The following is a 25,234-nucleotide window of genomic DNA, read 5'->3' as shown; positions in this document are numbered from 1 at the left end:
TGTATCGAGTCTGTCGCTGCCGTGTTTCGCCCGCAGAGGATTTACATTGCTGGCTTGTTACAACAACCTCCCGGAAGTAAATGGTGCATATCTGGCTTGTTACGGTTATGTTTCACCACTGCCGCCGACCCTCGGCTGCCTACCTTGCAAGGAACCCGCCCCATGACGGCACCATCACGCGTGAGCCGCGCCACAGCGCGGATCTTGTCCGTTATCCGCCCGCAGAGGCCCACGCTTCCGCGCGACATCAAGGTGATGCTCGCTGCGGCGTTCCTGATTGCCCTCGGCTTTGGGCTGGTGGCACCGGTCTTGCCGCAGTTCGCCACCACTTTCGACGTCGGGGCAACAGCGGCCGCCGTGATCGTGAGCATCTTCGCCTTTATGCGGCTGGTGTTCGCACCGGCCGGCGGGGTCCTGGTCGGACGATGGGGTGAGCGGCCGGTCTATGTGGCTGGGCTGCTGATTGTGGCGGTATCAACCGCGGCGTGCGCTTTTGCCCAGGACTATTGGCAGCTCCTGGTCTTCCGGGGGCTCGGCGGCGTGGGCTCGGTGATGTTCACGGTGGCCTCCATGGCCCTTGTGGTGCGGCTGGCGCCGCCGGAAAGCCGGGGCAGGGTATCCGGCGCTTACGCGTCCGCGTTCCTGATCGGCAGCGTCCTGGGCCCGGTGGTGGGCGGGCTGCTCGCCGGATTCGGCTTGCGGGTGCCGTTCCTTTGCTACGCCGCCGCGCTGATCCTTGCTGCCGCGGTGGTGCAGACCCAACTCAGCCACGCGCCGTCCGCGGACCGGTCCACAGTGGGCCGCGCCCCGGACATGCGCTTCGCCGATGCCTGGGGGATTGGTGTCTACCGCTCGGCGTTGCTGTCCAGCTTCGCCAACGGCTGGGCCACATTCGGTGTGCGGATGGCCACCGTCCCGCTGTTTGCCGTTGCTGCGCTGGGTGCCGGTCCCGAGGCCGCTGGCCTTGCGCTGGCCGTTTTCGCCGCGGGCAATGCCGCCGCGCTGACGTTCTCCGGACGGTTGGCGGACAGCCTGGGCAGGCGGCCGTTGATGGTCGTGGGGCTCCTGGTCGCCGGGCTCGCCACGGCCGCCATCGGCTTCACGTCCCACCTGGGCTGGTTCCTCGCCGCATCGGTTGTGGCCGGGGTGGGGTCCGGCCTGCTGGGACCTGCCCAGCAGGCCGCCGTCGCGGATGTCATTGGCAATGAGCGGTCCGGCGGGCGGGTCCTGGCGGCCTACCAGATGACCTCGGACATCGGTGCCATTGCCGGGCCGGTGCTGGTGGGCGTCCTGGCGGACCGGCTGGGCTACGGCTGGGCATTCGGCGTCACCGGCGGTGTGCTGGTGCTCGCGGCGGCCTGCTGGTCCGTGACGCGCGAGCCGCTGAAACGCATCGAGGGGTGAGGTCCCGCTGCTAAAGCCTGTGCTTAGCGGCGGGAACTCACCCCCCGTTGGTGTCGACCCGGTGTAGACCCGGTCCCTAGTTCAGCAGGGCGTCGACAAAGCTCTCAACTTCGAACGGAGCCAGGTCATCGGCGCCTTCGCCAAGACCGATCAGCTTGACCGGCACGCCGAGTGATTTCTGGATGGCCACCACGATGCCACCCTTGGCGGTCCCGTCGAGCTTGGTCAGGACGATGCCGGTGATGTTCACAACCTCGGAGAAAACGCGGGCCTGGTTCAGGCCGTTCTGGCCGGTGGTGGCGTCCAGAACCAGCAGAACCTCATCCACCTCGGCCAGTTTCTCGATGACGCGCTTGACCTTGCCGAGTTCGTCCATAAGGCCGGTCTTGTTCTGCAGGCGGCCCGCCGTGTCAATCATGACAACGTCGACTTCCTGCTCAATGCCCGCCTTGACCGCCTCATAGGCGACGGACGCCGGGTCCGCGCCGTCGACGTCGGACTTCACGGTGGGAACACCCACACGCTGGCCCCACGTGGCCAACTGCTCCGCGGCTGCCGCGCGGAACGTGTCCGCCGCGCCCAGCAGGACGTCCTTGTCCTCGGCAACGAGCACGCGGGCGAGCTTGCCCACGGTGGTGGTCTTGCCCACGCCATTGACGCCTACCACCAGCACGACGGCCGGCTTGTCCGCGTGCCGGTCGGTGCGCAGGGCGCGGTCCATCGTGGGATCCACGAGCTTGATCAGTTCCTCGCGGAGCAGTGCCTTGACCTGCTCAGGGGTCCTGGTGCCGAGCACTTTCACGCGTTCCCGCAGAGCGTCGACCAGCTGCATGGTGGGTTCAGTGCCGAGGTCGGCCAGCAGGAGGGTCTCCTCCACTTCGTCCCAGACGTGTTCATCGATCTTATCGCTGGACAGCAACGCGAGCAGGCTCTTGCCGAGGATGTTGTTCGACCGGACCAGTCGCTCACGGAGGCGGGTCAGGCGGCCGGCGACGGGAAGGGGCGTCTCAACCTGGATGGTTTCCAGGCCCGCCACGTCATCAGGAACATCGGTGACTTCGAGGTCTTCGAGGTCGACGCCGGCGGGAGCGTTGCGCTCGGCCGGAACCACGGGCGCGTCCTCGAGCAGTGTTCCCCCGCCTTGCGGGGTGGCGGGATCATTGGCGTCGCGCGTCCCGGGGTACTGGGTGATGTTCTTCCGCGTCTTCAACAGGACCGGGATCAGCCCGCCAATAACCGCCAGGGCAGCAACAATGGACAGAATAATGGGGAGGATGTCATTCACCCCCCTAGCTTCTCACAAACGCGGCAGGCGTTCGGGGCCGCCACCTGCACGGATGCTACACGTCGGCACCCAGCCGCTGGCTGATGACGGTGGACACGCCGTCCCCGCGCATGGTGACGCCGTACAGCGCATCAGCCACTTCCATGGTCCGTTTCTGGTGGGTGATCACGATCAGCTGGCTGGACTCCCGCAGCTCTTCGAAGATGGTGATGAGCCGGCCGAGGTTGGTGTCATCCAGCGCCGCTTCAACCTCGTCCATAACATAGAACGGCGAGGGTCGGGCCTTGAAGATGGCCACCAGGAGGGCGACGGCGGTGAGCGACCGTTCGCCTCCTGACAAGAGTGAGAGGCGCTTGATTTTCTTGCCGGCAGGTCGCGCTTCGACTTCGATTCCGGTGGTGAGCATGTTCGAAGGGTCGGTGAGGACCAGCCGGCCTTCGCCGCCGGGAAAGAGGCGCTCAAAGACGTGGACGAACTGGTCCCGGGTGTCCTCAAAGGCCTCGGTAAAGACCCGCTGGACCCGGTCATCCACTTCCTTGATGATGTCCAGCAGGTCCTTACGGCTGGACTTCAGGTCCTCCAGCTGGGTGCTGAGGAACTGGTGCCGTTCCTCCAGGGCCGCGAACTCCTCCAGTGCCAGCGGGTTGACCTTGCCCAGGGCTGACAGGTCCCTTTCGGCTTTCCGGAGGCGCTTCTCCTGCTCCTCGCGGACAAAGGGCATGCCTTCGGGGACCGGTGTGCCGTCGTCGTCCACGGGTGTCCGCAGTGCCGCCCATTTGTCCCCGCTTTCCTCCGCGGGGACGGGCACGGGAACGTCCGGGCCGAAGTCCGCCATCAGCACGTCGGGGGTAATCCCGAGTTCCTCGATGGAACGTGTTTCCAGGGCCTCAATCCGTGCCCGCTGCTGGGCGCGGGCCAGTTCGTCCCGGTGAACCGAGTCCGTCAGCTCTGCCAGCTCGCGGGCCAGCGCATCATTGGTTGTCCGGGTCTCCAGCAGCGCACGGTCCCGCTCTTCCCGGTTCTCTTCGGCGCGGTCACGTTCATGCCGGGCCAGCTCAACAGACACGTCGATGAACCGGATTGCCACCTCCACCGCAGCGGAGACGGCTGCCGCCCGTCTGGCCTGGATCCGACGGCGGCGCGCCCGTTCTGCAGCCTCTTCACGCGCCCGTCGTTCGGTGGCCGCTGCCCGCTCCAGCGATAGGGCCCGGTTGCGGGTGGCGGTCAGCTGCTCTTCGGTGCTGCGCAGCGAGAGCCTCGCGTCCATCTCCGCAGACCTGGCCAGCGATGCGGCCAGTGCGAGCGCATCGCGCTGTTCGGTGGAGGGTTCCTCTTCGGCGGGCGCCTCCTGCGCCGCAGCCAGCCGCGCCGCAACGGCGGCGAGCGCCTGTTCCTCGGTAACAACATTGGCCTCGGCCCTGGCCAGCGAAGTGGCCAGCCTGTCGCTTTCGCCGACGGCGCTGCGCAGGATGGAGTTCAGCTGGCCGAGCTTTTCGGCCACGGCCGCGAGCCGGGCGTCGGAATCGTGCAGGCGGTCCAGGGCAGCTTCTACCCTCGTCCGGGCTTCGGCGCGCCGGACCTCGGCGCCTGCCAGGGCGAACCTGTTCCGTTCCAGATCCGCGGTGACAACGGCCAGCCGGGCCTCGGCGTCGTCCACGGCGGCCTGCACCTCAAGCAGGGACGGCGCCTTCGCCGAGCCTCCAGTCACTGTAAGGGCGGTAAACACGTCCCCGGCCCGGGTCACGGCTGTCAGGTCCGGGCGTTCGGCAACCAGCAGCCCGGCACCATCCAGGTCTTCAACAACTGCCACCCCCGTCAGGAGCGCGGCCACAACGGGCGCGGGCCCGCCCCCGCCTGATGCCAGGTCCACAGCCCAGCGTGCGCCTGCCGGCAAGGGTCCGCCCGTGCCGGAGATTGCGTCCGGCAGGGGCGCTGCAGACGCCAACAGCAGGGAGGCGCGCCCCGCATCGTCGTCCTTCAGGAGTTGCACCACGACGGCGGCCACGGCTGGATCCCGGACCACGATCGCTTCGGAGGCGTCGCCCAGTGCCGCGGCTATCGCCGTTTCATAACCCGGCTGAATGGTGAGGCCCGAGGCAAGCGTGCCCACAACGCCAGCCAGCCCGGAGTTGAGGGCGTGCGCCGCGCCGTCTTTTCGGTTAAGGCCGAGCTGCAGTGCGTCCCGTCGGGCCACGAGCGCGTCACGTTGGCGGACAGCTTCTCCCCCTGCGGAGGTCAGATCGGCAATCTCCTGGACGACGGCGTCGAGCTCTGCGCTGGCGTCCTCGTAGTCCGCGTCGAGGCTTTCCTCCCCCTCTTCGACCCCCGCCACCTGCGTTTCCAGCGCGGTGAACTCCGACTGGGCCCGGCGGCGGCGTTGCTGTCCGGCGGCGAGTGATTCCCGCAGCCTGCCCAGCTCGGCCTGCGCAGATTCAACCCGCGATCTTGCCGCACCGACTTGTCCGGCAAGCTTCGCCAGGCCCTCGCGGCGGTCCGCTGCGGCCCGGAGGACGGCAGTGAGCCTTTTTTCCTCGGCAGACGCCTCGAGTTCGGCCCCCGCCTTCGCAGCCGTCGCTGAGTCCAGCGCGCTGCGCCGGTCCAGGATGTGGCGCTCCAGCTCCGTCAGCTCGTCCCGGACTCGGACGGCCTGCCGTTCCAGCTGCTCAGGATCCCTGCCCGAGTACGGTTCAGCATCAACGGCGCCCAGCAGCCGGCCGCGTTCCTGGGCCAGTGAGCCCAGCGAACGGAGCCGTTCCCTGGAAGCGGAGAGCCGGTACCAGGTATCCCGCGCGGCGTTGAGCTTTGGCGTGGCCTCGGCGGCGAGCTGTTCCACAGCTGCCTGCTGGCGGCGCCCCTCCTCCAGCTGCTGCTCCACTACGGCACGGCGGGCCTTCAGCGCCGTTTCGTCAGCCACGTCCTGCTCAAGTGAACTCTGCTGCTGGACGAGGTCGTCGGCCAACAGCCGTGCGCGTGCGTCCCGGACATCGAACTGGACCCGCTGGGCGCGGCGCGCCACATCAGCCTGCTTGCCGAGTGGTGTGAGCTGGCGCCTGATCTCCCCCGTCAGGTCGCTCAGCCGTTGCAGGTTCGCCTGCATGGCCTCCAGCTTGCGGACCGTTTTTTCCTTGCGGCGTCGGTGCTTAAGGATCCCGGCGGCTTCCTCAATGAAGCCGCGGCGGTCCTCCGGAGTGGCGTGCAGGACCTTGTCCAGCTGCCCCTGGCCCACGATGACATGCATTTCCCGGCCCATACCGGAATCCGAGAGCAGTTCCTGGATGTCGAGCAGGCGGCAGCTGGCACCGTTAATAGCGTATTCAGAGCCCCCGGTGCGGAAGAGGGTCCGCGAGATAGTGACCTCGCTGTATTCGATGGGCAGCGCCCCGTCAGCGTTGTCGATGGTCAGGGACACATGGGCCCGGCCCAGCGGCGGCCGCCCGGAAGTCCCGGCAAAAATAACGTCCTCCATTTTTCCCCCGCGGAGCGTTTTGGCTCCCTGCTCCCCCATCACCCAGGAGAGGGCGTCTACCACGTTGGATTTCCCGGAACCATTCGGCCCCACCACTGCCGTGACGCCAGGCTCAAAATCGAAGGTTGTGGCCGATGCAAACGACTTGAACCCACGGACGGTAAGGCTTTTGAGGTGCAAGGTGTTTCTGGTCTCCTGAATGGCTGAAGCGGCTGCTTTGCTGCCCCAAATCTACTGCGTTATGGCGGAAATCCGCGGATTTCCGGGTGCCTGTCCCTGCACCGGACAGCGCCCGATCATGCCCGGCAGGGCGACGGCGGCCTACCAGCGGCCGTTGCGGGGGCGCGGCTGACAGACCGGGCAGGTGTAGGAGGAGCGGTTCATGAATTGCTCGCGGCGAAGTATGGAGTTAATTCCGACGGCGGCACAACGGCTGCAGGGTTTCCCTTCTCGCCCGTAGGCGTTCAGGGAGCGGTCGAAGTAGCCAGAGGCCCCGTTGACGTTGACGTACAACGAATCAAAGCTGGTACCGCCGGCGGCAAGTGCGTCCAGCATAACTTCGCGCGCGCTGGTGATGAGCCGTTCCGCGTCGCCGCGTCGCAACGTATCGGTGGGCCTGGCGTAATGCAGTTTTGCCCGCCACAGGGACTCGTCGGCATAGATGTTGCCGATGCCTGATACGAGACCCTGGTCCAACAGGGCGCGTTTGAGGCCCGTCTTGCGCTTCCGCAGCCGGCTGTAAAAAAGGTCAAAGGAAAACGCCGGGTCCAGGGGATCCCGGGCGATGTGGGAGGCTTCCTCGGCGATGAACGCAACGGGAGATTCCGCCTGGCCGCCCGGGCCTCCGTCGTCCGTGGGAACCATGCCGGTGACGAACAGCCCGCCGAAAATCCGCTGATCCACAAACCGGAGCTGTTCAGGCATACCGGCCACGGGACTCAGGCGCAGCCTGACCTTGAGGTGTTTCTCGTCGGGCACGTCCGCGTCCTGCATCAGGAGCTGGCCGCTCATCCCGAGGTGGGCCATCAGTGCGACGGTCGGCGTGCCAGTGGCGCCGGGTGTCTCACACAGCGGCATCCAGAGGAATTTTCCGCGGCGCACCACGTCCACAACCGTGGCACCCTGGAGGTTGCCCCTGAAATCCTCGGCGCCCAGGGCATGGCGGCGGAGCGAACGCGGGTCCAGCACGTCTACCGATGTGATGGTCCGACCGCGGACCCAGCTCACCAGTCCGCGGCGGACCACTTCAACTTCAGGCAGCTCAGGCACGGCTCAGCCTAGACGCTGCGGGAGGACTCCGGTGATGCGCCCTCCGCTACAGGGGCAGCGGCGGCTCCCGCGATTGGGGAGAGCTGACGCCAGGCGTCCGCGGCAGCTTCCTGCTCCGCTTCTTTCTTCGAGTGGCCTGATCCGTTGCCGTATGGCTTGCCCCCGATATTCAGGACAGCCGTGAAAGTACGGGCGTGGTCCGGCCCCGACCCCTCAACGGCGTAGAAGATGGTGCCGAGCTGCCGGCTGGCCGCCAGTTCCTGGATGCTGGTCTTCCAGTCGGTGCCGGCGCCGAGAGCGGCAGCATCCTTCAGCAGCGGGCCAATCAGGCGCATGACCAGCTGACGGGCAGTCTCGATGTCGTTGGACACGTAGGTGGCACCAATGAGTGCTTCCATGGTGTCCGCCAGGATCGAAGCCTTGTTCTTGCCCTCGGTGAGCTTTTCGCCCTGTCCCAGGTAGATGTAGTCGCCGATGCCGAGGCTTCGGCCGATGCCGGCGAGGGCGCGGGTGCTGACCACCGCAGAGCGGCGTTTGGCGAGGTCGCCTTCGGGCAGTGTGGGGTTGTCCCGGTACAGGGCATCGGTCACGGAGAAGCCCAGGATGGAGTCGCCCAGGAATTCGAGCCGCTCGTTGGTGGGGATGCCGCCGTTTTCGTAGGCGTAGGAACGGTGTGTGAGAGCAAGACGAAGCGTCCCGGCGTCAATGGAGACACCGAGACGCTTCAGAAGCTCTTCAGTTGAAGACATCATGTCAGCCCAAGCGGCCGATTAGACGTCTGCTACCTTGCGGCCCTTGTACTCAAGGAACAGCGCGGTGCCAGCCGAGTCGGTAACGACCTTTGCCTGGTGCGGCAGGCTGTAGGTAACCTGGCCGTTTTCGACAGTCTTCACCAAGTGGGGGGCAGTTGCCTTCCACTGGGAGCGGCGGGCGCGGGTATTCGAGCGAGACATTTTCCGCTTCGGGACAGCCACGGCTAACTCATTTCTCTCTAGACAAACACGTACAAATCAGTTTTGCCGGTCAGGCTTAGCCAAGTCGGCTAGGGCAGCCCAGCGAGGATCTACGATCTCGTGGTGGTGCCCCGGCTCGTCTTCCAGGCGGACTCCACATTCGGAGCAAAGGCCCTGGCAGTCTTCCCGGCACACCGGCTGGAACGGCAGCATGGTTACAACTGCGTCCCGCAACACCGGCTCAAGATCGATAACATCGCGCTCGACTCGATATTGCTCTTCTTCGTCTTCTTCGTCCGAAAGCACAACGCCCTCGTAGAAGAAAAGTTCTTGCACATTGACCTCAAGGTCATACGCAAGGGGATCCAGGCATCTGCCGCATTCGCCTTTTACTTCGGCGACCGCGGTGCCTGATACCAGGATTCCTTCGTGTACGGCCTCAAGCCTCAGATCCAGCTCGATGTCCGAGCCTTCCTGAACGCCAATGAGTGCCACACCAAGATCACTTGGTGCGGGTACATGTTCCTTCAGTGTCCGCATGCTGCCCGGGCTGCGCCCGAGGTCCTTGACGTCGAACGCCAAGGGCGAACTAGCATCTCGTTTAATGAGAACTCCTGTTGAACATATGACCGACGTACCATCTTAGCCTGAAGAACCGCAGGGACTCAAACCAGGCGACGGACGGCCGTCGAAGTACCGGACTAGCCTACCCTCTTGGCGGCTGATCGGGCGCAGACCCGCCCGCGAGCAACCTTTTATGTACCGACCGGGGCACGTAGTCGGACACGCTGCCACCCAGACCGGCCACCTCTTTGATCAGGGTGGATGACAAATGCAGGTAGTGCGCCTCCGCCGGCAGGAACACCGTTTCCACGCCGCTGAGCTGGCGGTTCATCGTGGCCATCGGAAGTTCGTAGTCGAAGTCTGAGGATGAGCGGAGACCTTTGACGATCGCGGAGACGCCGCGCTGGCGGCAGTACTCGGCCAGGAGACCGTCGCCCACCGGTTCCACCACAATGCCTTTGAGGGACGCCAGGGTTTCGCGCGCCATATCCAGGCGGTCCCCCAGGCTGAACATGTACTTCTTCGCATAGTTGGTCGAAACCGCCACGATCACCTCATCGAAGAGGCCAGCGGCACGGGCGATGACCTCGAGATGGCCGTTGTGGATGGGGTCAAAGGATCCGGGGCAGACAGCGCGTCTCATGCACCGAACCTACCGCATGGGGCGGCCGGGATACCATGACTGGATGCATCCACCACGGGACCTTTCCATGCCCAGCGTGCCTGCCCCGTGGCAGCGCACCGCCTCAGGCGCCAATCTGCTGGGACCTGCCGGCCAACTGGGCGTCACCATCTTCGAAGAGATGACCACGCTGGCGGCGCAGACCGGCGCCATCAACCTCGGGCAGGGCTTTCCCGACGAGGACGGACCGCGGGAAATCAAGGCGGCAGCGATGGCCGCCATCGAAGCCGGGGCCAACCAGTACGCGCCCGGCAAGGGCATCCTGGAACTGCGTGAGGCCGTGGCTGCCCACCAGGAGCGGTTCTACGGGCTGGCCCCGGACCCACACACAGAGGTCATCGTCACTACCGGCGCCACAGAGGGGATCGCCGCAACGTTGCTGGCGTTCGTCGGCCCTGGTGACGAGGTGCTGACGTTCGAACCGTTTTATGACTCGTACGGCGCCGTCATCGGCTTGTCAGGCGCCACTCACGTCACTGCCCCGCTGCTGGCTCCCGACTTTTACCCGGACATGACGGCCATGGAGGCGGCCTTCACCGACCGCACCAGGGTGGTGCTGTTGAACAACCCGCACAATCCCACCGGCGCCGTCTTCCCCCGCCATGTTCTGCAGCGCGTCGTTGAGCTTGCCGCAAAGCATGACTGCCTCATCATCACCGACGAGGTGTACGAGCACCTCACCTTCGGCGCCAGGCACATTCCTGTCGCCACCCTGCCGGGTGCAGCGGAGCGGACCATCACCATCTCGTCCGCCGGAAAGACCTTCTCCTTCACTGGCTGGAAGATCGGTTGGCTGACCGGCCCGGATCATCTGGTGGCGGCCGTCCGGACGGTCAAGCAGTTCCTGACTTACAGCTCCGGTACACCGTTCCAGGCGGCCATTGCGACCGGCCTTGCACTGCCGGATGAGTTTTACCAGGGCGTTGCGGCCACTCTCCAGAAAAAACGGGACATCCTCAGCGAAGGCCTTCGCGCCGCAGGATTCGACGTTTACACGCCGCAGGGAACCTATTTCGTCAACGTGGACACCGCACCCCTTGGCATTGGCGACTCCGTGGACCTGGCCCGCAGGCTGCCCGGACTGGTGGGAGTGGCCGCGATCCCCGTCCCCGTCTTCTGCCACCCGGAGGGCGCGGAACGGACACGGAGCCTGCTCAGATTCGCGTTCTGCAAGAAAGTGCAGCTCCTCGAGGAGGCCGCCGCCAGGCTGGCGACCCTCAGCGGAAAGCTCTGATGGCGGAGCCCGACGGCACACGTTCCACGCGGTTCCTGCGGACCACGGGACAGCACGCGTCCATCGAGCCCGATGCTTTCACCGACGGCGGCTACGTCCTGAGCATCGGCGGGGCCGAGCAGTCCCATGTTAACCTGGCGCATCCTGAGGAGATCTTCTACGAGTACCTGCGACGGATCGGCCACATTGTGGACCTCGCCGCTCCCGAAGGCCGGCCAATCACCGCGCTCCATCTTGGGGCCGGAGCCCTGACCCTTGCGCGCTACATCCAGGCGACGAGGCCCGGATCCGTCCAGTATGCGGTGGAGCTGGAACGCGAGCTCCTCGACTTTGTCCTGCAGCAACTCCCCCTGCCTGACGGTACCGAGCTGCACACCGTCATCGGCGATGCCCGAGACGCCCTGGCGGACCTGAACGCGGAACTTCTGTTCGACGTCGTGATCCTGGACATCTTCTCCGGACCGGAAGCCCCGGCCCACATCGCCTGCGAGGAGTTCTACCAGGGGGCCCGTGCACGCCTTGCACCGGAAGGCTTGCTGATCGTCAACGTGGGCGATGAACCCGGCCTGACCCTGGCACGAAGCCAGGCCGCCGCCATGCGCCGCGCCATGACCGATGTGGCGGCCTTCGCCGAAACCGGGATGTTCGCGGGCCGCTACCCCGGCAACATCATCCTCGCCGGAACGCAGGCGCCCTGGCCCGAAGCTTGGACCGCCGAACTGACGGCACGCGGCCCCCACCCCGCGAAGGTTCTGGCCGGCGTGGACCTGGATGGCCTCGCTGGCTGAATCTCAGTCCTCCGGAAGCACTGAAGGCTCCGCGAACCAGAGCCGGGTTTCGCCGTACTTCTTCTCGGCAAACCGTTCCAGACCGGCCGGCCAGAACGGCTCCGGTGAACGCGAGGACCGCTCCACCACCACCACGGCCGCCGGAGCCAGATGATCGGCGAGATTGCCCAGCACCGCCGACAGGGCAGGGTCATCCAGCGGATACGGCGGGTCCAGGAACACCAGGTCCCAGCTGGCCGTCTCCGCCGCGCGCTCCAGGAAGGACTCCACCTTGGACCGGTGGACCGTCACCGCCTTGCGGCCCAGCACGCCGTTGATCAGGTCCGCATTGCGTTGGCACACGGAACTGGCCTTGGCATCGAATTCCACGAGGTCCACCGCCTCAGCGCCCCTGCTGCCGCTCTCCACGCCCAACGATCCGGACCCTGCGTACAGGTCCAGGACCCGGGCACCGGCAATGATCCCGAATGCGTCGAGCCGGGAGAACAGTGCTTCCTTCACGCGGTCGGTAGTGGGCCTGGTCAGGGAGCCGGGGACGCTGACCAGGGGGGTCCCGCCTGCGGCGCCCGCGATGATGCGGCTCATGTCCGCCTCCTATCCGCGCTCAAGGAACGCCTCCTTCTCGGGGTTCAAGTACTCGTCAATGGCCTCCGCCAACCGCGGATGCCGCGCCAGGGCCGGATCCGAGCCCACAATTTCCTGGGCGTCCTGGCGCGCCTGCGCAATGATGTCCTCGTGTTCCAGCACGCGCAGCAGTTTCAGGGTGGAGCGCCCGCCGGACTGCGACGCGCCCAGGATGTCGCCCTCGCGGCGCAGCTTCAAATCCTCCTGCGATAGCTCGAAGCCGTCGGTGGTTGCCGCCACGGCATCGAGCCGGCGCCGGCTCGGGTGCCCGCGTTCGAGGTTGGTGACCAGCAGGCACGTTCCGGGAAGCCCGCCACGGCCCACCCGGCCGCGCAGCTGGTGCAGCTGGGAAATGCCGAAGCGGTCGGCGTCGAGGATCACCATCAAGGTGGCGTTATGGACGTCGACGCCGACTTCGATAACGGTGGTGGAGACCAGGAGCTTGGTCCGGTTGGCGGTGAAGTCGGCCATCGCGGCGGACTTCACTGCGGTGTCCAAACGGCCGTGCATGGGCCCGAGCGGCACACCGGCCAGAGCTGGCTCCTGCTGGAGATGTTCGACGACGGCAGTCACCGACGCGAGCTCGCGCGCAGCGCCGTCGCCTGCCAGGTCAGCCGCGGAAGGTTCCGCTTCCCCCGGACTGAAGTCGCCGTCGTCGTCCGTTCCGATCCTGGGGCACACCACGTATACCTGGTGCCCGGCGTCGATCTCCTCACGGGAACGGGACCAGATGCGGTCTGCCCAGCCGGGGTTTTCGGCGAGGCCCACCACATGGGTGGAAATCGGTGCCCGGCCGGCGGGCAGCTCGTCCAGGATGGAGGTTTCGAGGTCGCCGAAGACCGTCATGGCCACGGTGCGTGGAATGGGGGTGGCCGTCATGACGAGCAGGTGCGGGGGCTTGTTGGCCTTTGACCTGAGAACGTCCCGCTGCTCCACGCCGAACCGGTGCTGTTCGTCCACCACGATCAGGCCAAGGTCGTAGAACGCGACGTTGTCGCTGAGCAGCGCGTGCGTGCCGATCACGATCCCGGCCGCGCCGGATGCGGCGTCCAGCATGGCCCGTTTCCGGGCGGCGGTGGGCATGGAGCCGGTGAGGAGAGTGACCTGAACGGCCCCTTCGGCCAGGCTGCCCAGCAGCCCGTCCGGGGACAGCATGGGGTCGCGGGACAGGGAGCCCAGGGTCCGCCGGATGGATTCGAAGTGCTGGGCGGCGAGGACCTCGGTGGGCGCCAGGAGGGCCGCCTGCCCGCCGGCATCCACCACCTGCAGCATGGCCCGCAGCGCGACGATGGTTTTGCCCGAGCCGACCTCACCCTGCAGCAGCCGGTTCATGGGGCTGTCCTGCGCCAGCTCCGTGGCCAGCGTTTTTCCGACGGCGGCCTGGCCGGCGGTGAGCGTGAAGGGCAGCTGCCTGTCGAACGCCGTCAGGAGCCCGTTGGTGGCCGGGCGCCGCGCCGTGGCTTCCTCGGCCGCAAGCTGGGCACGGCGCCGGGCCAGTGCCGCCTGCAGGACCAGGGCCTCCTGGTATCGCAATCGCTCCTGGGCCTTCTTCCAGTCAGCCTGCGTTTCCGGCTTGTGGATGAGCCGGTAGGCCTCGGCCACGGGAAGGAATTTTTCCCGCGCGGCGACCGTCTCCGGCAGCGGATCCGGCAGGGCGTCCAGATCCACGGTTTCCAGGAGCGTGGAGATGACTTTCTGAATCGACCAGCTGGTGAGCTTTGCGGTGGCCGGGTAGACCGGGATGGGCATCGCGGCGAGCTTTTCGGGGTCCATGGTCGGCATGTCCGGGTCCTCGTCGAGGAGGTGGAAGTCCGGGTTGGTCAAGCCCAGGGACGGGCCGTACCGGGTCACCTTTCCGGAGAACATCACCCGCCGGCCGGGCAGGAGCTGGGCTTGGGCCCGGTAGCCGCTGAAGAAGGTGACCTTGAGCGTGCCGTGCCCGCTGCCGGGGCCGACTGAGGCAAGGCGCGGACGCCCATGGGAGGCGGCGTCGTCGGTGATCACGACGTCGGTGATGGAACCGCGGCGGGTATGCATCTTGCGGGTGCTGCTGGAGAGCACGCGCGCGATGAGGGTGACCTCCTCGTCCACGGGCAGCTCGCTGATGGGGGTCAGCTCGCCGCGGTTCAGGTACCGGCGGGGGAAGTAGTTCAGGAGGCCGCCGACTGTGGCGATGCCCAGGTGTTTCTCAATGGCCGACGCTGACCGTTTTCCGATCAGGCGTTCCAGGCCTAGGCCGAGTTCAGCGCTCATGCCCACTGGAGTTCACCGGAGCTGGTTCGGGTTCGCGGGCCAGGGCGAGTTCGCTGACCGAAATGTCGCTGGGCTCGCCGAGGGAACGGATCAGGGCGACCGCGGGTGCGGCGTCGGGGACGTGCACGTGGACCCGCCACCGGTACCTGCCGTGCGCATCTGCCAGGCTGTCCACCTGGCTCATGATGACGGACTCGCCGATTTCGTCGAGCCGCTGGCGCAGCGTGGCCGCGCTGAGCGGCGAAAGGCTGATGGTGGACATGACCTCAACGCCGTCGTCAGCCGGCATATCAGCGTGGATGTGGGGGTCCTGGACGTCATAGCCGTGCAGCCCGTCGAGGAGTTCGTCCTGCAGCTCCTCGCCAAGGACGGCGGAGCGAAGGCAGTCGAGGATGAGCAGCATACCAACGCCCCCGGCATCGACCACATGCGCGGCTTCAAGGGCCGCCAACTGGCTCTCGGTGCTGACTACTGCTTTCAGCGCGCCGTTGACGGCAGCGTCGAGGGCTTTGCCCAGGGCATGGTTGCTGTCGTTGCCGTTGTGTCCGGCGTCCACTGCCGCGGCGGCGCGGGCGGCGGCCTCCATGACCGAAAGCATGGTGCCTTGTACGGGATCGCTCAACGCGGACCAGGCGCGGATCTGGGCGCGGTTCAGGGCGGCGGCCAGAAGGGTTGAGGTCAGTCGGGTGTGACCGGCCAGGGGTTCAGCCGCAGCGCAGAGGAAGACCGAGAAAAGGGTTCCGGAGTTGCCCCGGGCCTGCTCCATTGCGGCCCGGCCGGCGCGCGCCAGCACTGCTCCGACATCCGCCTGGCCGGGATCAGCAGTGACTGCCGTGCCTTGGACCGCAGGGCCGGTGTGCAGGGCACGGGCGGCCGCCCGAACGGTCAGGTAAAGGTTGGTGCCGGTGTCACCGTCCGCCACGGGGAAAATGTTGATGGCATTGAGGCGGTCGCTGTGGTTGGCAATGGCGGTTTCAGCCTTGTCCAACCACCGCTTCATCGCTTGCGCGTTGGCGGCAACCTTAGTCTGCAAAGTGATCCCATCCCCCGGTGCCAACGGCGTGGCCCGCAATTGTGACGCCCGGAAGTGTGGCGCTTCCCAAGGCTTGTACTGAGCCTATCGCAGTGAATCCGGCAGGCAGCTGAACGCCGGCCGGGAATGTGGCCAGCAGGCCGTGGTCCTCTCCCCCGCCCAGCACCCAGGCCATGGGGTCAGCTCTGAGAAGGTCCGACGCCGGATGCAGGGCTTCCGCGAGAGGCTTCAATGCCGCGGGGTCAAGGTCAAGGACGACGCCGCTGGCGGCGGCGAGGCGGCCGCCGTCGCGCACCAGGCCGTCCGATATATCCAGCATGGCAGTGGCTCCGGCTGACCTGGCCAGCGGCCCCGCGGACAGTGGCGGCCGTGGCCTGCACTGCACTTCCACGAGCGCCCATTGCGCGGGCGCCAGGGATTGCACAGCAGCCTCCGCTTCCAGGAGCGCAAGCCCGGCCGCGGCCCTGCCCACCGTACCGGCCAGGGCCACAACGTCGCCGGCACGGGCCCCCGACCGCAGGACCGCGTTGCCGCCAGCCAATGAGCCCAGCACGGCGACCGTCACGGAGATTTCCCGGCCGCGGCCCAAATCGCCCCCCGCCACCGAACAGTCTGTGGCCCCGAGTTCCCGGATTCCCGCAGTCAGGCCGTCGGCCAGGTCCGCCACCCAGCTGACAGGGGTGTCGGGCGGCAACGTCAGGCTCACCACCAGCGACGTGGCCACGCCGCCCATGGCGTTGATATCGCTGAGGTTCTGGGCCGCCGCCTTCCAGCCGACGTCGAAGCCCGTGGTGCGGTACCCGTTGGGCCATTGGAGCCGGAAGTCCTGGTCCTGCACCTGGGTATCGATGCTGATTACTGTCCTGCCATCCGGAGCGGCGATAATGGCGGCATCGTCTCCCGGGCCAAGCAGGGTTGCCGAACCGTGCGTTCCGGCCATTTCCAGCCGCGGAAAGATCCGGGCCAGCAGTTCGGCTTCGGACAGCGCGGCGACAGTCAGCGTTTCTTCAGTCAACGGAATTTCAGGCACGCCCCTACGCTACAGCGCGGCACCGACATTGCTGGTCCGCCCCTTGTTGTGGAGGTCCTCGCGACGGGCGTCCGGTCCTTCCTGCGTCCCGCTCCATACGGCGGCGACGCTAGGCTGGATGGATGCGCAATCCCCGTTTTCCCTTGCCTGTCCGCGTGTCCGGAATTCTGCTGACCGCGGCCCTCACTGGAGCCGCTTTGTCCGCCTGTGCCCCGACTGTGGATGTCACAGCCGCGGGCGACGCGGCGAATCCGGCCTGCGCTCCGATGATGGTGGCCCTCCCGGACGCCATCGGCGATGCAGCCCTGCGGAAAACCAACAGCCAGGCCACCGCCGCCTGGGGGGACCCGTCTCAGGTGATCCTGCGCTGCGGCGTCAACGTTCCAGGCCCGACGACTGACCGGTGCGTGAGTGTCAACGGCATCGACTGGGTTATCAAGGAGGGCGATCCGGTGTGGACGCTGACTACCTTCGGCCGCGACCCCGCCACGGAAATCCTGATGGATCCGGAGAAGATCAGCTCCGCAACTGTCCTGGCGGATCTTTCCGCCTCAGCCGGAAAGATCCCGGCCAGCCGGAACTGCGTGGGTCAGGAAGACCTGCAGAACCTGCCCACCACCCGGTAGGGGGGCAGGTGGTGGGCCCACGCCGGTAGGGTTCCCTGGCCGAAGCGGAGCGAGGTTAGGGTACCGGTGGGGACTACCGCAGGCCGGTCTTCCGGTTCAAGGCCAGATGGATCAGCTCATCAATCAGGTCCGCGTAGTTCAGGCCTGATGCTGCCCACATCTGCGGGTACATGCTCTTGGGCGTAAACCCGGGCATGGTGTTGATCTCGTTGATGATCAGTTCGCCGTCGGGCGTGTAGAAGAAGTCCACACGGCTCAGGCCTTCGGCACCTACAGCGTCAAAGGCGGCTGCCGCGAGGTCACGGACACGCACGATGGCTTCCTCGGGAATGTCCGCGGGGCAGCTCAGCGCGGCGGCGTCATCTTCAACATACTTAGCGTTGAAATCGTAGAATTCGTGCGTTCCGGCGGCAACGGAGATTTCGCCCGGCATGGAAGTTCGGGGGGCATCGGTCCCGCGTCCTTCCAGGACGGCGCACTCGATTTCACGCCCTACGATGCCGGCCTCGATGACCAGTTTGAGGTCGTGGCGTCGGGCTTCCTCGACGGCTGCGTCGAGTTCCTCGAGCGAGTCGACTTTGGAGATCCCCATGGACGAACCCGCCCGCGCCGGCTTGACGAACACGGGAAAGCCGAGCTGGTCCACCTGTTTGCGGACAGATTCCGCGTCCTTGACCCACTGCCGGTCCGTCACGGCAATGTACGGCCCCACGTGCAGCCCGGCGGACTCGAAAACGACCTTCATGTAGTGCTTGTCCATGCCCACAGCCGACGCGAGCACGCCGGCGCCGACGTAGCGGGTGTCGGACAGTTCCAGGAGTCCTTGGATGGTGCCGTCCTCGCCAAAGGGACCGTGAAGCAGCGGAAACACAACGTCCACCGTGCCGAGTTCCTGCGGGACCTGGTTCGGCGAGGCGACGATCAGCTGGTGCTCGCCGCCGATCTCGGCAAGTGTCACGGTTTCCGACGACGGCGCGACCTCCGGCAGTGACGACGCGGACAGCGACCACTGGGCGGTATCCCCCGCGGCCAGCACCCACTGCCCCGATTTGGCGATGCCGATGGGGATGACATCGTATTTGTCTTTGTTGATGGCGCCCAGGACGCCGGCGGCGGTCACGCAGCTCACGGCATGTTCACTGGACCGGCCACCAAAGAGGACCGCGACGCGGGGTTTGGCCCGGGGGGCGGAGTCCGCTGCGGTCAGGTTATCGTCGGACATCGTCAGTAATCGCCTTCGGGTTTCAGGTCCCGGGCCAGCAGCAGCGGCCCCAGTTGGTCAACGGACAGTTTGCCGGCCAGGACGGCTACGACGGCGGCAGTGATGGGCATTTCGACGCCCAGTTTCCCCGCAAGTTCATGCACAGCCTGGCCGGATTTGATGCCTTCGGCTGTTTGTGTCATCTGCTGCGCCAACTGCTCAAGGGTAAGTCCCTGGCCGAGCATCCGGCCGGCCGTATGGTTTCGCGACAGCGGCGAGGAACACGTCGCCACCAGATCCCCCAGGCCCGCCAGCCCGGCTATGGTCCGTGCCTCGCCACCAAGGGCAAGGGCGAGCCTGGATGTTTCGGCCAAGCCCCGGGTGATCACGGAGGCCTTGGTGTTGTCCCCCATCTGTTTACCTTCACAGATGCCCACGGCCAGCGCTATGACGTTCTTGACGATGCCGCCAATTTCCACGCCGACGACATCCGCCGTGGTGTACGGACGGAAGTAGGGTGCGGTGCAGCTCCTCGCGATCCAGCCCGCGGCCGCCGCATCGGAACAGGCCACCACAGAAGCAGTCGGTTCCTCCCGGGCGATCTCCATGGCCAGGTTGGGACCGGAAACCACGGCAATGCGGTCCTTGGGAATCCCCAGTTCGTCGCTGATCACCTCACTCATCCGGGAGTCCGTGCCGAGCTCCAGGCCCTTCATCAGGGACACCACCATGGCGTCAGCGGCGATCAGCGGCTTCCATTCACGGAGCTGGAGTCTCAGTGACTGTGCAGGAACGGCCAGGACTACCAGGTCCGCGCCCGCCAGCACCTCGCTGACGTCTGTGGACGCTGTGATGCTGGGCGGCAGCTCTGTGTCCTTCAGGTACTGGACGTTTCGGTGCGTGCTGTTGATCTGCTCCACCACTTCGCTGCGCCGGCCCCAGATCCGGATGCTCCGCTGTTCCCCCGCTGCCCGAGCCGCATCGGCGAGGATCTTGGCGAACGTGGTACCCCAGGAACCGGCACCCAGGACGGCGACAGACCGGGCGGAACCCTGACGGCTTCCGTCAGCCATCAGGTGGCATCCGCAGCGTCGTCAGGATTTTCCCGCACAACGAAGCGCCCATGCGTGGCTTGATTGTGCTTGGAAGGGTCCCAGCGTTCAGCGGGCGGCTCCTCCCCGCGGATGTCGGCCAGCAAACCGGTCACGGCATCCATGATCTTCTCGGTAGCCGCGGTCAGCGTTGCTTTGTCCAGTGGCCGGCCAATGAACTGGCTGAGGTCAACGGGCTTGCCCACCATCACCCTGGACGTCCTGCGCGGGAAAAGGTGGAACCGCTTCGCATAACGCGGGAACACCTCATGGGCCCCCCAGTGCGCGATCGGCACCACGGGAATGCCGCCTTCCAAGGCAAGGCGGGCAGCGCCGGTGTGGCCCTTCATCGGCCACAGCCCGGGATCGCGCGTGAGTGTACCTTCGGGGTAGATGATGATGGCCCCGCCGTCCGCCACAATCTCCTGGGCGAGCTGCAGCGAGCGGTTCGCTCCCGCCGTCGAACGTTCCACCGGGATCTGCCGGGTGGCCCGCAGGACCGCGCCCAGGACGGGAACCTTGAACAGCCCGGCCTTCGCCAGGAAGTGCGGGGCGCGCTTCTGGTTGTAGAGAATGTGCCCCACGATCAGCGGATCGATTTCCGTGCAATGGTTGGGCGCGGCAATAAACCCGCCGGCGGGGAGATTCTCGAGGCCTTCCCACTTCTTGTTCATCATTGCGTTCAGCACCGTGCGCACTATGGCCGCGACCACAACGAATGTGGCCTGGCTCTTGGCCGTTTCCTTCACGTACCCACCGCTACTTTGTCGAGGTGATGTCGAAGTCGGCGCCGAGGCCGGACAGCTTTTCGGTGAAACGTTCGTAGCCGCGGTTGATGATGTCGATCCCGGTCACGCGCGACGTGCCCGAAGCGGCCAGAGCCGCGATCAGGTGGCTGAAGCCGCCACGCAGGTCCGGTACGTCGATGTCGGCGCCCTTGAGCTGGGTGGGACCGGAGATGACGGCGGAGTGGAGGAAGTTGCGCTGGCCGAAGCGGCACGGCACGCTGCCCAGGCACTCGCGATGCACCTGGATGCTCGCGCCCATCCGGATGAGCGCGTCGGTGAAGCCGAACCTGTTTTCATAGACGGTCTCGTGAACGATCGACACGCCTTCGGCCTGGGTCAGGGCCACCACCAGCGGCTGCTGCCAGTCGGTCATAAAGCCGGGGTGCACATCCGTTTCCAGGACCAGCGGGTTGAGTTTGCCGCCCCGGTGGTAGAAGCGGATGCCGTCCTCGCCGATGTCCATGCCGCCGCCTACCTTCCGGTAGGTGTTCAGGAACGTCATCATGTCCCGCTGCGAGGCGCCTTCGACGAAGATGTCACCGCGGGTCACCAGTGCTGCCGAAGCCCACGACGCCGATTCGTTGCGGTCCGAGAGGGCACGGTGGTTGTAGCCGCCCAGGTCCCGGACGCCTTCAATGCGGATGGTCCGGTCGGTCTGGACGCTGATGATGGCGCCCATCTTCTGCAGCACTGCAATGAGGTCGATGATCTCAGGTTCCGTGGCAGCGCCGGAAAGCTCCGTGATCCCTTCGGCGCGGGTGGCGCTGAGGAGCACCTGCTCCGTGGCACCCACCGAGGGGTAGGGCAGATTGATCTTGGCGCCATGCAGGCCCTTGGGCGCAGAGATGTGAATGCCGCCCGGGCGCTTTTCCACCACGGCGCCGAACTGGCGGAGCACGTTCAGGTGGTAGTCGATGGGCCGGTCACCGATCTTGCAGCCGCCAAGGTCCGGAATGAAGGCCTCACCGATCGCATGGATCAGGGGTCCGCAGAGCAGGATGGGGATCCGCGAATCACCGGCGTGGGCATCGATAGCCGTGCTCGGGGCGGTTTTGGCCGCCTTCGGGTCCAGGGTGAGGTCACCGCTGACGGGATCCTTGACCACCGTCACTCCGTGCAGCTGCAGGAGCGACGTGACAACCTCGACGTCCTTGATCTCTGGAACGTTCCGCAACACCGACGGCTCGTTGCCCAGTAATGCGGCCACCATGGCCTTGGGAACAAGGTTTTTGGCCCCCCGGACGCTGACGCGGCCTGTAAGCGGGACTCCGCCGCGGATTGTCAGAACACTACTCATATACCGGTTTCCTTACGATTACTCGCCCCAAAATCCTTGCAAAGGCTCCAGCTAAGCATAGGAGGTTGCGTTACCGAACCGAAATACGGGCGCCGAAAGCCTCCGGCGCGGCGCCGTGCAGGCGGCTCCGTCCGGGGCGGGAAATTCCGCGCTCCCGCTCAGGAAAGGCGGGCCGGAAGCGTTGTGGGCATAAAGGCCGGACGGGTGGCCTCGAAGGCAGTGATGTCCTCTTCGTGCTGGAGTGTCAGGCCAATGTCGTCCAGGCCCTCCAGGAGGCGCCAGCGCGTGTAATCGTCGATTTCAAAGGGTGCCACGATGGTGCCGCAGATGACAGTCTTGGAGACGAGATCAACGGTGACTTCGGTGCCGGGAGCGTTCTCGAGCTCTTTCCAGATCAGCTCGATGTCGTCCTGGGCGAGCTCAGCGGCCAGCAGACCCTGCTTGCCGGAGTTGCCGCGGAAAATATCAGCGAAACGGGACGACAGGACGGTCTTGAAGCCGTAGTCCTTCAGAGCCCAGACGGCGTGTTCACGAGACGAACCGGTGCCGAAATCCGGGCCCGCCACCAGGACGGAGCCGGCGTTGAACGGCGCCTGGTTCAGGATGAAGGCCGGGTCCTTGCGCCAGGCGGAGAACAGTGCGTCCTCGAAGCCGGTGCGGGTGATCCGCTTGAGGTAGACCGCGGGGATGATCTGGTCCGTGTCAACGTTGCTCTGGCGCAGCGGCACGCCGATGCCGGTGTGGGTGGTGAACTTTTCCATGGGGGCCTCCTAGGCTGCGTCGGTGCGGATGGCGGCGGATTCGGGAGCCGGATCGAGGTCCGACGGCGAACTCAGGGTGCCACGGATGGCCGTGGCCGCTGCCACCACCGGCGATACCAGGTGAGTGCGGCCGCCCTTGCCCTGACGGCCTTCGAAGTTTCGGTTGGACGTCGAGGCGCAACGCTCCCCCACCTCCAGCTGGTCCGGGTTCATGCCCAGGCACATCGAGCAGCCGGCGAAGCGCCACTCGGCGCCGAAGTCCTTGAAGATTTTGTCCAGGCCTTCGGCCTCTGCTTCCAGCCGCACGCGGGCCGAACCGGGCACCACCAGCATCCGGATGTTGGGGTCCTTCTGGCGTCCGCGGACGATGTCCGCAGCGGCCCGGAGGTCCTCCATGCGCGAGTTGGTGCAGGAGCCCAGGAAGACCGTGTCCACCCGGATGTCTTTCATCGGCGTACCGGCGGTCAGCCCCATGTACTGCAGGGCGCGTTCGGCGGCAGCCTTGGCGTTTTCGTCGCCGAAGTCCTCTGGGGACGGCACCTTGGCGGAGAGCGAAACACCCTGCCCCGGGTTTGTGCCCCAGGTGACGAACGGCTCCAGCGTGTCGGCGTCCAGGGCCACCTCGACGTCGAACGTGGCGTCGTCGTCGGTCCTCAGCGTGTTCCAGTACTCGACGGCGGCATCCCATTCGGCGCCCTGTGGCGCGTGCGGGCGGCCATTCATGTAGTCGTAGGTGATCTGGTCCGGGGCCACCAGGCCGGCGCGGGCACCGGCTTCGATGGACATGTTGCAGATGGTCATGCGGGCTTCCATGGACAGCGCGCGGATGGCGGAACCGCGGTATTCCAGGACGTAGCCCTGGCCTCCGCCGGTGCCGATCTTGGCAATCACGGCCAGGATGATGTCCTTGGCGGTGACGCCCGGGCGCAGCGTGCCTTCGACATTAATGGCCATGGTCTTGAACGGCTTCAGGGACAGCGTCTGGGTGGCCATGACGTGCTCCACCTCGGACGTGCCGATGCCCATCGCCAGGGCACCGAACGCGCCATGGGTGGACGTATGGGAGTCGCCGCAGACAACGGTCATGCCAGGCTGCGTGAGGCCAAGCTGCGGGCCAACCACGTGCACGATGCCCTGTTCCGCGTCGCCGAGCGAGTGCAGGCGAACGCCGAACTCCGCGCAGTTGTTGCGCAGCGTCTGGATCTGCGTGCGGCTGGTGAGATCGGCAATGGGCTTGTGGATGTCCAGCGTGGGAGTGTTGTGGTCCTCCGTGGCGATGGTGAGGTCCGGGCGGCGCAGCTTGCGGCCCGCCAGGCGCAAGCCCTCGAAGGCCTGCGGAGAAGTCACCTCATGGACAAGGTGAAGGTCAATGAAGAGGAGGTCGGGCTGGGCATTGGCTCCTTCGCCCTCGCCTTTGCGCACCACATGTGCGTCCCAGACTTTCTCGGCCAGTGTCTTTGCCACGGCCATCTCCCTTCACTGCTGTTTGGCTGTTTGGTTCCACTGAACCAGCAGGGCTGCATTTTGTGCCAGCCCAAAGATTTGCATCTCAGATAATGAGACGGCAATATCATTACATGGACAATTCTAGTGGAGTCGGCGTCATTGATAAAGCGGCCCATGTGCTTGATGCATTGGAGGCCGGCCCCACCACGCTGGCACAGCTGGTGGCCGCCACGGGCCTGGCCCGGCCCACCGTGCACAGGCTCGCCCTGGCCCTGATCCATCACCGGCTTGTAAGCCGCGACATCCAGGGCCGGTTTGTCCTCGGCAGCCGCCTGGTGGAGCTGGCCTCCGCCGCCGGCGAGGACCGTCTCATCGCTTCCGCCGGGCCGGTCCTGATGCAGCTGCGCGACGCCACCGGCGAAAGCTCCCAGATCTTCCGCCGCCAGGGCGAATGGCGTATTTGCGTCGCCTCCGCGGAACGCCCCATCGGCCTGCGCGACACCATCCCCGTCGGCACCAAGCTTTCCATGAAGGCCGGCTCCGCCGCCCAGGTGCTGCTCGCCTGGGAAGACCACGACCGGCTTCTTGAGGGCCTGCAGGCCGCCCGTTTCACGCCCACCGTGTTGGCAGGCGTACGACGGCGGGGCTGGGGACAGAGCCTCGGCGAACGCGAGCCCGGGGTCGCCTCAGTCTCGGCCCCCGTCCGGGGACCGTCCGGACGCGTGATCGCCGCCGTCTCGATCTCCGGCCCCATCGAGCGGCTCACCCGCCAGCCGGGCCGCCTCCACGCCGAGGTGGTCTGCAACGCCGCACGGCTCCTCACCGAGGCCCTGCGCAAGAGCAACGACTGAGGCCCCGTCCGTCCAGGCCTGGCTGCCCCCGGCTAGGCTGTCGGCATGAACAGCTACGCAGTCTTCCTCCGCGGGATCAATGTCGGCGGGATCAACATCAAGATGGCGGACCTCAAGGATGCACTTGCGTCGCAGGGGTTCGCGGATGTCAAGACACTGCTGGCCAGCGGCAATGTGGTGCTTGCCAGCGACGAGGATCCTGCTGCGGTCAAGCGGACGTTTGAAAAATGCCTGCGTGACGCGTTCGGCTACGACGCCTGGGTAGTTGTCCTGACGGCACACCGGGTCTCCGAACTCGTGGCGGCCTGCCCGTATCCGCCGGACGACAAGGCAACACACACGTACATCACACTGGCCTCGGACACCACCATGCTCGATGAGCTGGACGCGGCCGGCGCAGCCCTTGACGGGGCTGAACAGAAACGGCTCGGTCCGGAGGCACTGGCCTGGCTGGCTCCGGCCGGCGGGACGCTGGACAGCCCCTTCAGCAAGATCTCGTCCAAGGCCAAGTTCAAGGCAACCACCACCACCCGGAACCTGCGGACGCTGATCAAGGTCAGCGACGCCGCGTCCGTCCTGGCGTAACGG

The 25,234-nt window shown here is 66.1% G+C and carries 23 protein-coding genes; 6 read left to right on the top strand and 17 right to left on the bottom strand.

Annotated features, from left to right (window positions below; genetic code table 11):
• The first annotated feature begins 162 nt into the window (after window positions 1–162).
• Window positions 163–1,404: an MFS transporter gene (locus ACVWY0_RS01680; RefSeq protein ID WP_485835165.1), complete on the top strand. Its 1,242-nt coding sequence runs from the start codon at window positions 163–165 to the stop codon at window positions 1,402–1,404.
• Window positions 1,405–1,480: 76 nt separating this feature from the next.
• Here ACVWY0_RS01680 and ftsY read toward each other — a convergent pair whose 3' ends face one another.
• From ftsY to coaD, 7 genes are all read right to left on the bottom strand, one after another.
• Window positions 1,481–2,689, bottom strand: a complete 1,209-nt coding sequence (gene ftsY / locus ACVWY0_RS01675) for a signal recognition particle-docking protein FtsY (protein ID WP_485835164.1) — start codon at window positions 2,687–2,689, stop codon at window positions 1,481–1,483.
• A gap of 55 nt (window positions 2,690–2,744) precedes the next feature.
• Window positions 2,745–6,335, bottom strand: coding sequence for a chromosome segregation protein SMC (gene smc, locus ACVWY0_RS01670; RefSeq protein WP_485835163.1), 3,591 nt, complete (start codon window positions 6,333–6,335; stop codon window positions 2,745–2,747).
• Between the two features lie 141 nt (window positions 6,336–6,476).
• Window positions 6,477–7,424 carry a bifunctional DNA-formamidopyrimidine glycosylase/DNA-(apurinic or apyrimidinic site) lyase gene (gene mutM, locus ACVWY0_RS01665; RefSeq protein ID WP_485835162.1) on the bottom strand — a complete coding sequence of 316 codons (948 nt, stop codon included), beginning with the start codon at window positions 7,422–7,424 and terminating at the stop codon, window positions 6,477–6,479.
• A gap of 8 nt (window positions 7,425–7,432) precedes the next feature.
• Window positions 7,433–8,173 carry a ribonuclease III gene (rnc, locus tag ACVWY0_RS01660; protein WP_485835200.1) on the bottom strand — a complete coding sequence of 247 codons (741 nt, stop codon included), beginning with the start codon at window positions 8,171–8,173 and terminating at the stop codon, window positions 7,433–7,435.
• Window positions 8,174–8,194: 21 nt separating this feature from the next.
• Window positions 8,195–8,398, bottom strand: a complete 204-nt coding sequence (gene rpmF, locus ACVWY0_RS01655; protein WP_009356569.1) for a 50S ribosomal protein L32 — start codon at window positions 8,396–8,398, stop codon at window positions 8,195–8,197.
• Between the two features lie 36 nt (window positions 8,399–8,434).
• Window positions 8,435–8,959 carry a YceD family protein gene (locus tag ACVWY0_RS01650; RefSeq protein ID WP_082576166.1) on the bottom strand — a complete coding sequence of 175 codons (525 nt, stop codon included), beginning with the start codon at window positions 8,957–8,959 and terminating at the stop codon, window positions 8,435–8,437.
• A gap of 124 nt (window positions 8,960–9,083) precedes the next feature.
• Complete coding sequence (gene coaD / locus ACVWY0_RS01645; RefSeq protein WP_058932102.1) at window positions 9,084–9,584, bottom strand: pantetheine-phosphate adenylyltransferase; 501 nt, start codon at window positions 9,582–9,584, stop codon at window positions 9,084–9,086.
• 43 nt (window positions 9,585–9,627) lie between these two features.
• On the opposite strand from coaD, the gene ACVWY0_RS01640 reads away from it, so the two are divergent.
• Together ACVWY0_RS01640 and ACVWY0_RS01635 are read left to right on the top strand one after the other, a co-directional pair.
• Window positions 9,628–10,857: an aminotransferase class I/II-fold pyridoxal phosphate-dependent enzyme gene (locus ACVWY0_RS01640; protein ID WP_485835161.1), complete on the top strand. Its 1,230-nt coding sequence runs from the start codon at window positions 9,628–9,630 to the stop codon at window positions 10,855–10,857.
• The gene (locus tag ACVWY0_RS01635; RefSeq protein WP_485835160.1) at window positions 10,857–11,645 is read left to right on the top strand and encodes a spermidine synthase; all 789 of its coding nucleotides are present in this window, start codon (window positions 10,857–10,859) and stop codon (window positions 11,643–11,645) included. Before ACVWY0_RS01640 ends, ACVWY0_RS01635 begins: the two co-directional genes overlap by 1 nt.
• Before the next feature lie 3 nt (window positions 11,646–11,648).
• On the opposite strand, the gene rsmD is transcribed toward ACVWY0_RS01635, so the two are convergent.
• The 4 genes from rsmD to thiL are packed head-to-tail and all read right to left on the bottom strand — an operon-like array spanning window position 11,649 to window position 16,585.
• Window positions 11,649–12,230 carry a 16S rRNA (guanine(966)-N(2))-methyltransferase RsmD gene (rsmD, locus tag ACVWY0_RS01630; RefSeq protein WP_485835159.1) on the bottom strand — a complete coding sequence of 194 codons (582 nt, stop codon included), beginning with the start codon at window positions 12,228–12,230 and terminating at the stop codon, window positions 11,649–11,651.
• Window positions 12,231–12,239: 9 nt separating this feature from the next.
• Entirely contained in the window at window positions 12,240–14,522 is a 2,283-nt protein-coding gene (locus ACVWY0_RS01625) for an ATP-dependent DNA helicase RecG (protein WP_485835158.1), read from the bottom strand.
• Window positions 14,512–15,522 (bottom strand): DAK2 domain-containing protein, encoded by a 1,011-nt coding sequence (locus tag ACVWY0_RS01620; protein ID WP_485835157.1) that lies wholly within the window; start codon window positions 15,520–15,522, stop codon window positions 14,512–14,514. Before ACVWY0_RS01620 ends, ACVWY0_RS01625 begins: the two co-directional genes overlap by 11 nt.
• 22 nt (window positions 15,523–15,544) lie before the next feature.
• Entirely contained in the window at window positions 15,545–16,585 is a 1,041-nt protein-coding gene (thiL, locus tag ACVWY0_RS01615) for a thiamine-phosphate kinase (protein WP_485835156.1), read from the bottom strand.
• A gap of 122 nt (window positions 16,586–16,707) precedes the next feature.
• Here thiL and ACVWY0_RS01610 point away from each other — a divergent pair, with 122 nt between their 5' ends.
• Complete coding sequence (locus ACVWY0_RS01610; RefSeq protein ID WP_485835155.1) at window positions 16,708–17,211, top strand: DUF3515 domain-containing protein; 504 nt, start codon at window positions 16,708–16,710, stop codon at window positions 17,209–17,211.
• 73 nt (window positions 17,212–17,284) lie between these two features.
• On the opposite strand, the gene ACVWY0_RS01605 is transcribed toward ACVWY0_RS01610, so the two are convergent.
• From ACVWY0_RS01605 to leuC, 6 genes are all read right to left on the bottom strand, one after another.
• The gene (locus tag ACVWY0_RS01605; RefSeq protein ID WP_485835154.1) at window positions 17,285–18,433 is read right to left on the bottom strand and encodes a D-alanine--D-alanine ligase family protein; all 1,149 of its coding nucleotides are present in this window, start codon (window positions 18,431–18,433) and stop codon (window positions 17,285–17,287) included.
• Window positions 18,434–18,435: 2 nt separating this feature from the next.
• On the bottom strand, window positions 18,436–19,485 hold the full coding sequence (locus ACVWY0_RS01600; protein WP_485835153.1) for an NAD(P)H-dependent glycerol-3-phosphate dehydrogenase: 1,050 nt from the start codon (window positions 19,483–19,485) through the stop codon (window positions 18,436–18,438).
• The gene (locus ACVWY0_RS01595; protein ID WP_485835152.1) at window positions 19,485–20,252 is read right to left on the bottom strand and encodes a lysophospholipid acyltransferase family protein; all 768 of its coding nucleotides are present in this window, start codon (window positions 20,250–20,252) and stop codon (window positions 19,485–19,487) included. Before ACVWY0_RS01595 ends, ACVWY0_RS01600 begins: the two co-directional genes overlap by 1 nt.
• A gap of 10 nt (window positions 20,253–20,262) precedes the next feature.
• On the bottom strand, window positions 20,263–21,588 hold the full coding sequence (gene murA / locus ACVWY0_RS01590; protein ID WP_056349177.1) for a UDP-N-acetylglucosamine 1-carboxyvinyltransferase: 1,326 nt from the start codon (window positions 21,586–21,588) through the stop codon (window positions 20,263–20,265).
• 158 nt (window positions 21,589–21,746) lie between these two features.
• On the bottom strand, window positions 21,747–22,349 hold the full coding sequence (gene leuD, locus ACVWY0_RS01585; RefSeq protein WP_248760121.1) for a 3-isopropylmalate dehydratase small subunit: 603 nt from the start codon (window positions 22,347–22,349) through the stop codon (window positions 21,747–21,749).
• Between the two features lie 9 nt (window positions 22,350–22,358).
• Complete coding sequence (gene leuC, locus ACVWY0_RS01580; RefSeq protein ID WP_485835151.1) at window positions 22,359–23,813, bottom strand: 3-isopropylmalate dehydratase large subunit; 1,455 nt, start codon at window positions 23,811–23,813, stop codon at window positions 22,359–22,361.
• Window positions 23,814–23,926: 113 nt separating this feature from the next.
• Here leuC and ACVWY0_RS01575 point away from each other — a divergent pair, with 113 nt between their 5' ends.
• Both ACVWY0_RS01575 and ACVWY0_RS01570 read left to right on the top strand, forming a co-directional pair.
• Window positions 23,927–24,646, top strand: coding sequence for an IclR family transcriptional regulator (locus tag ACVWY0_RS01575; protein WP_104061235.1), 720 nt, complete (start codon window positions 23,927–23,929; stop codon window positions 24,644–24,646).
• A 45-nt stretch (window positions 24,647–24,691) separates the two neighbouring features.
• Window positions 24,692–25,231: a DUF1697 domain-containing protein gene (locus ACVWY0_RS01570; RefSeq protein WP_485835150.1), complete on the top strand. Its 540-nt coding sequence runs from the start codon at window positions 24,692–24,694 to the stop codon at window positions 25,229–25,231.
• The last annotated feature ends 3 nt before the right edge of the window (window positions 25,232–25,234 follow it).

This window comes from Arthrobacter sp. UYNi723 (assembly GCF_054057635.1).
Note: the sequence above shows the minus strand (reverse complement) of the source record. Positions and strands in the feature narration are given on the sequence as shown.